The organism is Paenibacillus baekrokdamisoli (genome assembly GCF_003945345.1).
In the GTDB taxonomy this organism is placed as follows: domain Bacteria; phylum Bacillota; class Bacilli; order Paenibacillales; family Paenibacillaceae; genus Paenibacillus_Z; species Paenibacillus_Z baekrokdamisoli.
This window is the reverse complement of sequence record NZ_AP019308.1, coordinates 4,379,783-4,392,526: the sequence shown is the minus strand read 5'-3', so window position 1 is coordinate 4,392,526 and position 12,744 is coordinate 4,379,783. Positions and strand designations below refer to the sequence as shown.

The following is a 12,744-nucleotide window of genomic DNA, read 5'->3' as shown; positions in this document are numbered from 1 at the left end:
AGGGAGGTAGCTTTTTGGGGGATGACAACGAATGAACAAGCTCCGAAATTCTTTTTTTTCTAAATTGATCGTGATCCTGCTGCTGGTAAATATACCAGTAGTCATTGGTATGCTCATCTTTTTTTATCAAAGTATGTCTTCATTAAAAGTCAATGCAATTGAATCAATCCAGCAAAATCAGAGTGAATTGATGAAAATGGTGGAGAGTGATATCGATTATGTCAAGCAACAATTGTTCAAGATATCCAATATGAGCGACTGGAATGAGTTTAACAATAGCGGTCCCGATGGTATCGACTATAATGGAATCTCCGCAATCAATCGCTTTCGAGAAAGATTCCAGAACACAATTGATACCAGCCGGCTTTTTTCAGATGTTTGGGCAAATATACCTTCCGCCAACAGGCGTTTTTCAGCGAAGAATGGATTGGAAGAATTCAACGCGGAAGAAGATAACAAGATCAGGTCTTTCTATCACGATTACAAGCGTGTCGTGATGTGGGACGGGAGAATGTTTATAGCATCAAAAAGCGGATATTTGGAAGATCCAGCAGTGAATATAGCAGCAGAAATTGATATGCAAAAATTATGGAAGCTTGTGGACACTCAGAAGAGATTTGCAAATGAGGAAATCATTTTTGCTTTTCATGGTAACGAAGAAAAGTACCTGTACAATCCAACGAGCGAGGCTGCACGGGATTTGATACAATCCGACTTTGCTGTTAAGAATACTGATCTCCCCCATAACTTATTGATTCAAACCTCCTCTTCTCTGGGGGATTTCACTATTTACAGTCTTGTGCCTACATATAATGTTTTTTCATTTTTAGAACGATTTTATACCAGTATGTTTTTTGTGCTTTTATGTACGGTGGCGGCGATTGCCTCTTATTTTATCGTGGTGGGGCGGCTTGTAAAAAAACCGATTAAGAAGTTGATAGATGGATTTAAGCAAGTAGAGAAAGGAGATTTTTCTACTCGGCTTGAACGCAAGAGTAATGATGAAATCTCCTATCTGTATCGGAACTTCAACACCATGTCCGTGAAGCTGAGTGACTTAATTAACGAAAACTATATCAAAGAGATCTATGCACAACGTGCAATTTACCAGCAATTACAATCGCAAATCAACCCGCACTTTTTATACAACAGCTTTTATGTTTTGCATCATATGATAAAAGAGGGCGACAACGAGAACGCAGAGGAATTCTCGATCAGTTTGAGTCAGTACTATAAATTTCTGACCAAAAATTCGCGCAGTGATGTGTTGTTGCAGGAAGAAATGCTGCACACGGAAGCGTATATGAAGATCATGAAAAAACGTTACGGCTCCAGGGTATCCATTGATGTGCATTATGAAGATCCATCCCTATTGCAGGTAGAGGTGCCGCGGCTTATCCTGCAGCCCTTTATAGAAAACATCTTTATGTACGGTATTGGATACAAACGCGAAAGTCTGCAGGTTGTGTTAACAATTAGGCAGGAAGGCCAAGAACTTATCATTCGCATTTCTGATAATGGCAAAGGGATAGAGGATGACCTTTTAGATAAATTCAAGAAAGAACTTTTGCTGCCGGACGCACCATCCGATTCTGCCATTTTTAACATCAACAAACGATTAAAAATCAAATTTGGAACCGATTATGGTGTGTCTGTAACCAATGCCGCCAGTGGAGGATGCCAGGTAGATATTAAAATACCCTATAGCTCACAAGACACTGAAACGAGAGGTGTATAAGGATGTATCGAATGATTGTGGTTGATGATGAAGCGGCAATAACCGATTGGCTTAAACAAGCCATATCTGAGCATTTTGGCGGGATGGTTGAAGTATACAAAGCTTATTCTGCGGATGAATGCCTTGACTTGATGGCGATGGGAAGCTTTCATATTTTGATGACAGACATCAGTATGCCCTTTGTATCCGGTCTCGATTTGTTAAAAGCGATTTCGGTTTATCATCCTAAAACGAAAAAACTAGTGTTATCTGCTCATGACAATTTCGAGTATGCAAAAAGAGCCATCGACTTTGAGGTGACAGCGTATGTGCTAAAAAGCGAAGGTGACGAGGTTTTATTTGATGCTGTGGAAAAAGCAATTGCAGAGGTGGAAAGTGACCAGGAGATGTTCAGACTGACGGAAAAACTAAAGCTGCAATCCCAAAAGTGGGATGGCGCTATAAGAAACAGCCATCTACGGTGCCTGTTATATGGTGAAATCGGTTTGGATGAGTTCGATGGAAGAGTAGGCGGTACATTGGATTTTTCGCGTCCAATGGAAATGGCGTTGCTTGCAATTGAAGTGCGGGATGTCTCGCAGCGAGCCTTTGTGATGATGGCGCTCGAGTCTTCACTGGCGGAATTTCTGAAACCTCATTTCTCTTATGAACTGGTGGAGACAGGTGTGTCAGAGGTTACGTTGCTGGCACAGCTCAAGAATCTTGGTGGAGTCTATGGGGAAGCCGCCATATTCTTAAAATCTCTCTTTGTTATGTACGAAAATACGCAGGAAAGTTTTTATCATTTGACAGGGCAGTACGTTAACATCATCTATTCCACACAGGCCGTTAGCGTAGCGAGTTTACACACAAAGTATACTCAGTTCAAAGAAACCATGCAAAAGTGCTGTGATTTTGATTGCTCTATCATTTTACCCGAAACGACCAAGTATGAAGCATCCTGCTCATCTAATGCGACCAATGGCATCAGCCGAGAAATTGGAATCGTACTTAAATATATAAATCAAAATATGGACAAAGATTTATCACTCATCATGCTTGCAGATGTCGTGTACTTAAATTCCTCTTACCTGTCACATTTATTCAAACAGCAGGTTGGAATGAACATGTCTGATTATGTAAAGGTCGAACGTATCCGGATCTGCAAAGAAATGCTGACAGACCCCAAACATAAGATTCACGAGATTGCGCGCAATGTCGGCTATGACAATGCCTCTTATTTCAGCCGGTTTTTCAAGAAAATGACTGGAATTACGCCTCAGGAATACCGAAAACACCTTTCAATTGAGTAAGAATCTGCAGCAGGGTCAGTAAAAAATTCCAACGAAAAGTACATAAATACAAAGAAAACGTAACTATTTTTCAATTGATAAACGAATTATCATTAGGGTAATACAAAGCGTTTGGTAAGGAATAATGATCTGTTCCTAGACCATTCGGACTGCATGACAAGCACGAGTATACAAGGAGGATATTTATGAATCGTCTGTTTGTAAGCGCAATCATAACGACATTTCTTTTCTCTTTAACGGCTTGCGCGGGCTCGCCTGCAAAATCTGAAGGGGACAACAACAGCCAGAGTAAAGGTTTATCAAGCTGGAATGAGACGGCAGGCAAATATGAGCCCAAGATCACTCTAACGGTGGGAACCGCAGAGTCCGACCCTTCTAGCGAGAAAATCGATGGCCAAACGCAAGAAGACAATGTTTGGATCGATGCATACCGGGACGATCTAGGGATCAATTTTGAAGATATGTTTGTCGTAAGTAGCGCGCAGCTGGAAGAAAAACTGAATCTGCAAATCGCTTCAGGCCAAATCCCTGACCTGATGGCTGTAAACCGCAAGCAGTTTGAAATGCTAGTTAAATCGGGTTTGGCTGCAGATTTGACCGAGGTGTACGAAAAGTATGCCAGTGAAAAAACCAAAAAGTTTCTTGTCGCAGACAGCGGCATTTGTATGGATATGTCCAAAATAAATGGAACTCTGTATGCGCTGCCTGCTACTCAGGGGTACCTTGAAAGTGCCGGGGTCGTCACCTGGCTGCGCAAAGATTGGTTGGATAAATTGAAGCTTGAAGTTCCCAAAAATTTCGATGATTTATATAAGGTAATGAAAGCCTTTACTAATGATGACCCTGATGGTAACGGTGCGAAGGACACTTATGCCTTTACGACAAGTAACTCGTTAGATGAGTTGATTGGCTTGTTTGACAGCTTTGGGTCGCATCCTAAATCTTGGGTGAAAAATGCTAACGGGGAAATTGTGTATGGCGGCACACAGCCTGAAACCAAAGCTGCGCTTGCATTCTTGAATAAAGCATTCAACGAAGGCTTGATCAACCGCGAGTTTGGCGCCAATGACTGGAATCAGTTTACCAAAGCAATTGACAGCAGCAAAGTAGGCGTTGCCTGGTTGCCTTGGTATGCGGTCGATTGGCCGCTAGGGGCTTCTCACCGCGAGATGGGTGCCGAATGGATACCCCTCAAGATCTATGGTGCTGATGGCGGTGACGCCAAGGTAATGGGGGTTGCAGGTCCAGACACTTATTATGTCATTCGCAAAGGCTATGAACATCCTGAAGCAATTGTGAAAATGTTCAATCTCTGGTTTGAAAAAGCATATGGCAGTAAGGAAAATATTCTTAAATACCACAAAAATGAAAAAGGCGAAATGCCTGCCAAGTTTAGTCAGGTCAAACCATGGCTTGCCCATGAGGACATCGGGTACTATCTTAAAATTCAAGACAAGATGGCGGGCAAAGATGTGGGCGAAATGTCCCCCTCCAACGAGATGTATTATGAGGGTGTAATGCGTTACATTAAAAATCCCACCGAGGACGACTATATTACCTACAAAATGTATGGACCCGATAGTGCTAGCGGAATTCTGAACTATTATATGAAAAATAATCTGGTACTGCAGGAAGAATACTTTAGCACCGGTACAGAGACGATGAGAAAGAAATGGGGTGTACTTGAAACGAAGAAGCTCGAAGTCTATGTGAAGATTATTATGGGCGCAGCACCTATCGATGCATTTGATGATTTTGTCAAAGACTGGGATGCCAGCGGCGGCCAGCAGATTGTAAAAGAAGTACGAGAATCGGTACAGCAGAATAAGTAGAGGTGTAACCGTGAAGCAGAAACAAGCGTATATCCCACACAAAAAGTTAAACCGGTATGTTTTGAAAACGCAGCTTACCTATCATGGCCTTATGCTGCCAGCTTGTATTTTTCTCATCCTATTTTCTTATGTACCTATGTTCGGCATCATTATGGCTTTTCAAGACTTTACTCCGACTGACGGCATTTTCGGCTCTAGCTTCGTGGGGTTTGACAATTTTGTGCGTCTGTTCACGCTGGACAACATTCAGCAGGTCATGTTCAACACGCTTTATATTTCTATCATGAAGATTATTCTCGGTCTGCTGGTGCCGATCATTTTTGCACTACTGCTAAACGAGGTGCGTAACAGATTATTTGTCCGTTCGGTACAGACCATCGTATATCTCCCTTATTTTCTTAGCTGGGTCATATTGGCGGGTGTCTTTATCGAGATACTGTCTCCTACCAACGGGTTGGTAAATAATGTGATGAAGATATTCGGTATCGACCCGGTTTTCTTCTTGGGGGATAAAAATTGGTTCCCTAATGTGATCATTATCACCGATACCTGGAAAAGCTTCGGGTTCGGTACCATCGTATATTTGGCAGCACTTACGAGTATAGATCCTTCCTTGTACGAGGCGGCCAAAGTGGATGGAGCAAGCTATTATCAGCAGATGCGACACATAACGCTGCCAGGTATCACTAATATTGTGGTGCTCATGACGGTGCTCTCCATCGGCAGCATCCTTGATGCCGGATTTGATCAGATTTATAACTTGTACAATCCAGTCGTATATGAAACAGGAGATATACTGGACACGTTTGTGTACCGATTGGGTATCAAGGATATGTTGTTTTCGATATCGACTGCCGTGAGCCTTATCAAGTCGATCGTCTCCTTCGTGTTAATCGTTATATCTTATAGGCTGGCATATCGCTTAACCGAATATAAAATTTTTTAGGAGCTGCTATGAGAACAACAAAGGTGAAGAACGGAATAAAAACCAGTTGGCAGAGAAAAGCGTTTATGATTTGCAACCTGATCTTTCTGAGCTTGATCTCGCTAATATGCATACTTCCTCTAGTGCATATACTCGCTCTCTCATTTAGCTCCTCTTTCGCCGCGTCCAGTGGGAAAGTTAGTATCTGGCCGGTAGATGCAACATTGGAGTCTTATAAATATGTGTTGCAAAACGCAGCGTTCTGGCACGCATTTGTTGTTACGCTCAAACGTCTGGTTCTCGCTGTGCCACTCACGCTGTTTATTGTGTTTATCACAGCGTATCCGATGGCGAAAAGCAGCCAAAAGTTTAAGGGGAGGGAGTTTTATACTTACTTCCTGCTCATCCCGATGCTTTTTGGAGGCGGACTTATACCCGAGTATATGACGTATATGAAATATGGTCTTATCAACAATATATGGGTTTTGGTGTTGCCTGGTTTGATACCTATCTTTTCCATCATTTTGTTGATGAACTTTATTCGAGATTTACCTGCAGAGATGGAAGAGGCTGCAAGCATCGACGGCGCAGGACCATTTACAAGCTTGTTCAGAGTCGTCTTACCGTTAGCAACACCCGCTATTGCAACCATTGCGCTGTTTAGTATTGTGGGACATTGGAACTCGTGGTTCGACGGTATATTGTACATGAACCATCCCAAGAACTATCCTTTGCAAAGCTTCTTACAAAAAGCCCTTACTTCGTACGATACCAAAACGATTACCTCTAAGGATTTAAATATGATGCGGTTGATCTCGGACCAGACTACCCGCGCCGCCCAGATTTTTGTCGCAACCTTACCCGTGTTGATGGTATATCCTTTTCTGCAAAAGCATTTTACCAAAGGATTGGTCATGGGAAGTGTTAAGGGGTAGAAAATCACGAATGACGGCGATGAGCTTCTGAAGAGCAAAAGTAAATAAGAAATCAAGGCAATGACCTCCCTCCAAGGGAGGTCGCTTTTACAAAAGGCAAGGATGAAACGACGGAGAGAAAGGATGTCATGCTCATGAGTACGAATCAAACGAAGCAAGGTCGCCTTTATTCAAAAGTAGCCATCGTCACGGGGGCGGCCTCGGGAATCGGCAAAGGAACCGCGCTGCTCTTCGCTGAAGAGGACGCGAAGCTTGTGCTGGTCGACATACACGAAGAAAAGTTAAACGAAGTCGCCTCGGAAATCCGCGAATCGGGCGGAAGCTGCGAAATCGTATGCGGGAATGTCGGCTTGATGGAAACCGCAGAACGCGCGGTTGCCTGCGCGGTCAACGCCTACGGTCAACTCGATATCGTGTTCAACAATGCAGGAATTATGCCCGTCGGCGATATTTTGGATTATCCCGAAGAAACGTGGGACGAAGTGTTGCAGGTCAACTTGAAATCGATGTTCCTGATGTGCAAAAAAGCGATTCCCGAGATGCTTAAAGGAAACGGCGGCTCCATTATTAATACGTCGTCCGTGATGGCTTCACTGACGGAGCCGGGTTATACCGCCTACTCCGCTTCTAAAGCGGGTATTATCGGCTTAACCAAAGAAATTGCCGTCTCGTATGCCGAGAAAGGCATTCGCTGCAACGCCATTTCTCCGGGGTGGGTCGAAACGGATATGAACGTTCGACTCGCCGATAGCATGGGAGGTATGGATAAATTGTACCCGATTATCAAACAGCAGCAGCCGCTCGGAAGAATGGCTACAACGCGCGAAGTGGCATACGCGGTGCTGTTCCTGGCCTCGGATGAATCCGTTGTCGTCAACGGTTCTAATCTGAGCATCGACGGGGCGGCATCGGCCGCGATCTGAAGACTAGCTTTATTCATCATCTATCATTCTAATTTGGAGGTTATACTCGTGGCTAAAATCAGTATTATCGGAGCAGGCTCGGCTATGTTTTCCCTAAGTCTTATTAAAGATATTTGCCTTACGCCTTCCCTTGAAGGCAGCGTGATCAGCTTCATGGACATCGACGAGCAGCGTTTGAACAGCGCCTATTCACTTTGCGAACGTTATGCCAAAGAAGCGAATATTCGTCTGGTTCTGGAAAAAACGACGGATCGGAGAGAATCGCTTCGCGGAGCCGACTTTGTCATGCTTGCCGCGCTGATCGGAGGACATCAACGTCTGAAAGACGGCTGGGAGATTGCGCAAAGACACGGGTATCGCTTCGGCGGAAGCCTTCACGTGATGCATGACGAAGGATTCTGGATCAATTTCGATCAGTTGCGGTTGATGGAATCGGTTATGCAGGACGTACTGGAAATTTGTCCGAATGCTTGGTATATGCTCGTATCCAATCCGGTCATGGCCGGCGTAACTTACTTGCAACGCAAGTATCCGCAGGCCAAGCTTGCAGGTTTTTGTCATGGTTCGAACGGAGTAAGGGCCGTCGCCGAGGTGATCGGGCTCGACCCAGAACATATTACATACGAGATTCCGGGCGTAAACCATTTCATCTGGTTGACGGAGTTCCGCTACAAAGGCGAAGATGCATTCCCCATTTTGGATCGCTGGATAGAAGAAAAATCGGCAGCCTATATCGAGGAATGCGGTACTTGCGATTGGTTGGGACCAAAAGCGCTCGATCTATACAAGAAGTTCGGCGTATTTCCGATCGGCGATACGGGAAATCCGGGAGGCGGCGCTTGGCCGGCCTGGCATCATGCGGATGAAGAGACTGAGCGTTTCTACAAGGAAGATCCTCAGGCCTGGTGGCGGGACCTTTACTTCGCGGGGGGAGCCGCGGGCGTAGAGAAAATCCGACAAGTTTCCGAGAATACGGACGAGAACGTGATGGATAGCTACCCGCCGGAGCATTCGACGGAACCGATGATTCCATTTATCGAAGCGATCGCGTGCGATGTTCCTAGGGTCATGATCCTTAATATTTTGAACGACAGCAATTACGTGCCTGGCATTCCGCTGGATTTTCAGGTGGAGATTCCTTGTTACGTCAGCGGAATAGGCGTTCAAGGCATTAAAACCAAAGGCTTGCCTAAGCCTGTCATTCAATATGCGCTGCGCGATCGCGTCGCACCGGTCGAGATTGAGCTGCAAGCTTACGAAAGCGGAAGCTATGAAGACCTTGTTCAATTAATTCTAATGGATCCGTGGACCCGTTCCGAACAACAGGCGAGGGCGCTGTTGGACGAGATTCTTCAAATGCCAAGCCTTACTGCGATGAGACAGCATTTTAATTGAAGGGGCTGGCTAAATGGCAATCGAACAGTTTGACCTTTACGGCGAAACCGCGATAAGAGCGCGGAATGAGGAGCTGGAAATTGTTTTAGTCCCGTCATGGGGGAGCAACTTATTGTCTTTGCGCTCCATAAGCAAAAGCCTTGATTTACTGCGATTCCCGCAAAGCCGAGAAGAGTACGAAGCGGATCCGTTCATGTACGGACTGCCGATTCTTTTCCCTCCGAATCGGATAGCCGATGGTATGTTTGAATATAACGGCATGAAGTATGGCTTTAACATTAACGACCCTTCAGAACACAATCATACCCATGGTTTGCTGTTCGACGCGCCGTGGAAGCTCATGCGGGCCGAAGCCGAGGGAGAACGAATCGTGCTGGAGACGATCATTCATTCGGAGGAACACGAAGGGATTCTAGCGCAATTTCCTCATCTATTTACCGTTCATATGCGGTTCGTTTTGGAGCAGACGTCGCTAACCGTCGAAGCGACGGTTAGCAGCCAGGATAGCGCTCCGTTTCCTTGGGGGCTTGGTTATCATACGACCTTTAATTTCCCGTTTAACGGTTCCGGGGATTTGACGTCATGCCGTTTTGCGCTTAATGCGGATAAGCAATGGGTGCTGAACGAACGATTCTTGCCGACAGGGGAGCTAGTAGATATCCCTTATTTGGAACAGTTGCGGGAGGGGAAAAGCCTTGTCGGGCATGCGCTGGACGATGCTTTCCAAACGGCCAACATCGGAGCGAACGAAGCGGTGCTGACGGATTCGGGCTCCGGAATTCGCGTCGTGTACGGCGCCGACGAGCAGTTCAAACATTGGGTGGTTTACAATCATGATTCCAAACAAGGTTATCTTTGCCCGGAGCCGTATACTTGGATCACGGATGCGCCCAATTTGCAGCAGCTTCCAGAGGAATTGACCGGTTTCCGCGTTCTTCAGCCTGGCGAACAAGTCAAGACGATAACGCGAATTCGGATTGAAGAGGTGATCTAGACATGCCTTTGCGCAGCGATCGATGGTTTAAACATCCGTCCAAAGAAACCAGGTTCCAGCATTTGTCGGCCATGAGGGCGAATGGACATGTTCCGGAATCGTTCGTAGGCAAACCCATTATAGGTATTTTCAACTCGTGGAGTGATTTGAATAGCTGCAATGCGCCGCATAAAGAATTAGTAGAATTCGTCAAACGAGGGGTTCTTCTCGCCGGAGGGTACCCGATCGAGATGCATACGATTACGGCGCCTTCCGATTTTCTGAAACCCTCGGATTTACCCTATCGCAACTTGATGGCAATGGATGTCGAGGAGTCCATACGGGGATTGCCTGTCGACGGCGCGGTGATGCTTTGCGAATGCGACAAGACGACGCCGGCCCAGCTTATGGGCGCAGCCAGCAGCAATATCCCGTCGCTTCAGCTTGCTGCCGGGCATCGGGCATCCGGAACTTTTCGCGGGAAGAAAGTGAATTACGGTACCGATCTTTGGCGGTTAATGGATGATTACAATGCCGGACTGTTAACCGAAGAGGAATGGACGGAGCTGGAAAAATGCATTTCGTGCACGCAGGGAGGGTGCCCCGTTATGGGGACCTCCTCCAGCATGAAATGCTTGTCCGAAATGCTCGGTATGATGCTTCCGGGCACATCCACGATTCCGGCTACGCATGCCAGCCGCAAATGGGCGGCGGAAGAGACGGGGAAACGAATCGTAGCGATGGTCAGGGAGGGATTGACTCCGTCCCGCCTGATGACGGAAGCCGCATTCGATAACGCCATCAAGCTGCTTGCGGCGATCGGGGGCTCCACCAATGCGGTTATCCATTTGACCGCGATCGCGGGGCGCCTTGGCATCCGCATTCCCTTGAAGCGTTATGAAGAACTGTCCGCAGGCATTCCGCTGCTTGTTAATCTTCAGCCGAGCGGTGAGCACAGCATGGATGATTTTTTCGAAGCGGGCGGGCTTGGAGCCGTGATCGGCAGGCTGCTGCCTCAATTGGATACGACCAGTCTTACCGCTTTGGGAACTACGCTTGAAGAAGTCTATCGCGGTGCTGCTTCTTACCGTGACGATATTATTTCCACATTAGGCGAACCCTTCAAAACGGATGTTGGCATTGCTGTGCTCACGGGCAATTTAGCGCCTTCTGGCGCGATTCTAAAACGCGCCGCGAGTTCGTTTATCAACGGGAAGCACAGGGGCCAAGCGATCGTATTCGATAGCTATGAAGACATGCATGAACGAATAGATAGCGAAGAACTGGAAGTCGACGAGACATCGGTGCTCGTTCTGCGAAATTGCGGTCCGATCGGTGCAGGGATGCCCGAATGGGGAGCGCTGCCGATTCCGAAAAAGCTGTTGAAGCTGGGCGTGCGGGATATGGTCAGAATTAGCGATGCGCGAATGAGCGGAACGAGCTACGGCACCAATATCCTGCACGTTTCTCCGGAAGCGCAGCTCGGAGGGCCGCTCGCGGCGATCCGCAGCGGCGATTGGATCGAAGTCGATTTGGAACAGGGAACCCTTCATGTTGAGCTTACCGACACAGAAATACGTGAGCGAATGAAAGCTTGGTCGCCTGTTCGCTTGCACAAACGCGGATATATGCGGATGTACGCGGATCATGTCCTGCAGGCCGACGAAGGCTGCGATCTCGACAACCTGCGACCGAACTCCGAAGATGAAGTTCCTTTTATCGAACCGACCGTAGGAAGAGGATAGTTAAATCAGTCACTCATTCTTTTCGGATGATGACTTTGGAGGAAACAGTGATGAGTAGAGCACAAGCATTCGCGGCCAGTCTTGGCCTGCCGGACAAGGAACAGTATCAGCTCCCCACAAGCGAGAAGAGATTCGAAGATGGCGCGCATTATCGGGTGGAAATTCCTTCCGTGGAAGGACCTGCAATCTTGGAAAGCGTCATCGCGGAGTCCAAGAAATTCGGGATAACGGTAAATCGGGTATCTCAGGGCAGCGGCATTATGCTGTTAAGCGACTCAGAAATCCGCGACATGGCACAGATGGGGAATACGGAAGGGATGGAAGTGTGCCTCTTCGTCGGTCCTCGAATGAGCTTCGATATTGGCGGGATGGCTCTTAGCAGCAGCGGTAAGGTGCTTGGCGGAAGACATGCGGGGATGGATCAACTGCTCTATGCGCTAGAGGATATTTTTCGCGCGACGGATCTAGGCATTCGCAGCGTACTTGTGGCTGACGAAGGCTTAGTATGGCTGATCGATCAAGCCAAAAACAAAGGACAATTGCCGACCGACTTGGTCGTCAAGATCTCCGCGATGATGAGTCCGACAAACCCGGTAAGCGCGAAAATCATAACGGAGCTCGGCGGCAATACGTTGAATTTGACCGGAGATATTACGCTTCCGCAATTGTCGTCGATTCGTACAGTCGTTGATGCGCCCGTTGATCTCTATATCGAGTCACCGGATGATATGGGCGGGTTTATTCGGAATTATGAAATTCCGGAAATCGTAAGAATCGCCTCACCGGTTTACTTGAAATTCGGGCTGCGCAACGCGACTAGCGTTTACCCTGCAGGGGCCCATAACAAAGAGGTTGCCAGAATCCAATGCATGGAAAAAGTGAACAGAGCCCATCTGGGTCTGCAATTATTGGAACGGTATAACTCCTCTGCCGTTCAATCCGGCAAGTTCGCCAAAGGCTTAGGAATTCCAACCGTGAACTAATGC

At 46.9% G+C, this 12,744-nt stretch carries 10 protein-coding genes; all 10 read left to right on the top strand.

The features are described 5' to 3' along the window. Positions 1 to 31: 31 nt before the first annotated feature. The 10 genes from EKN16_RS19310 to EKN16_RS19265 all read left to right on the top strand — a co-directional run bounded on the left by EKN16_RS19310 (position 32) and on the right by EKN16_RS19265 (position 12,741). Positions 32 to 1,738, top strand: coding sequence for a sensor histidine kinase (locus EKN16_RS19310; RefSeq protein WP_125660858.1), 1,707 nt, complete (start codon positions 32 to 34; stop codon positions 1,736 to 1,738). A gap of 11 nt (positions 1,739 to 1,749) precedes the next feature. Beyond that, the gene (locus EKN16_RS19305) at positions 1,750 to 3,030 is read left to right on the top strand and encodes a response regulator transcription factor (protein ID WP_164522886.1); all 1,281 of its coding nucleotides are present in this window, start codon (positions 1,750 to 1,752) and stop codon (positions 3,028 to 3,030) included. Between the two features lie 185 nt (positions 3,031 to 3,215). Beyond that, complete coding sequence (locus tag EKN16_RS19300) at positions 3,216 to 4,862, top strand: type 2 periplasmic-binding domain-containing protein (RefSeq protein ID WP_125660854.1); 1,647 nt, start codon at positions 3,216 to 3,218, stop codon at positions 4,860 to 4,862. Beyond that, positions 4,855 to 5,808: an ABC transporter permease gene (locus tag EKN16_RS19295; protein ID WP_375782040.1), complete on the top strand. Its 954-nt coding sequence runs from the start codon at positions 4,855 to 4,857 to the stop codon at positions 5,806 to 5,808. The genes EKN16_RS19300 and EKN16_RS19295 overlap by 8 nt, the downstream gene beginning before the upstream one ends. 203 nt (positions 5,809 to 6,011) lie before the next feature. Continuing rightward, positions 6,012 to 6,722, top strand: a complete 711-nt coding sequence (locus EKN16_RS19290; RefSeq protein ID WP_260182398.1) for a carbohydrate ABC transporter permease — start codon at positions 6,012 to 6,014, stop codon at positions 6,720 to 6,722. 134 nt (positions 6,723 to 6,856) lie between these two features. Continuing rightward, positions 6,857 to 7,645, top strand: coding sequence for an SDR family NAD(P)-dependent oxidoreductase (locus tag EKN16_RS19285; protein WP_164522885.1), 789 nt, complete (start codon positions 6,857 to 6,859; stop codon positions 7,643 to 7,645). Positions 7,646 to 7,693: 48 nt separating this feature from the next. After that, positions 7,694 to 9,040 (top strand): family 4 glycosyl hydrolase, encoded by a 1,347-nt coding sequence (locus tag EKN16_RS19280; RefSeq protein WP_125660844.1) that lies wholly within the window; start codon positions 7,694 to 7,696, stop codon positions 9,038 to 9,040. A 13-nt stretch (positions 9,041 to 9,053) separates the two neighbouring features. Then, on the top strand, positions 9,054 to 10,034 hold the full coding sequence (locus EKN16_RS19275; protein WP_125660841.1) for an aldose 1-epimerase: 981 nt from the start codon (positions 9,054 to 9,056) through the stop codon (positions 10,032 to 10,034). A 2-nt stretch (positions 10,035 to 10,036) separates the two neighbouring features. Continuing rightward, positions 10,037 to 11,758, top strand: a complete 1,722-nt coding sequence (locus EKN16_RS19270; RefSeq protein WP_125660838.1) for a dihydroxy-acid dehydratase — start codon at positions 10,037 to 10,039, stop codon at positions 11,756 to 11,758. Between the two features lie 50 nt (positions 11,759 to 11,808). Continuing rightward, complete coding sequence (locus EKN16_RS19265) at positions 11,809 to 12,741, top strand: hypothetical protein (RefSeq protein WP_125660836.1); 933 nt, start codon at positions 11,809 to 11,811, stop codon at positions 12,739 to 12,741. The last annotated feature ends 3 nt before the right edge of the window (positions 12,742 to 12,744 follow it).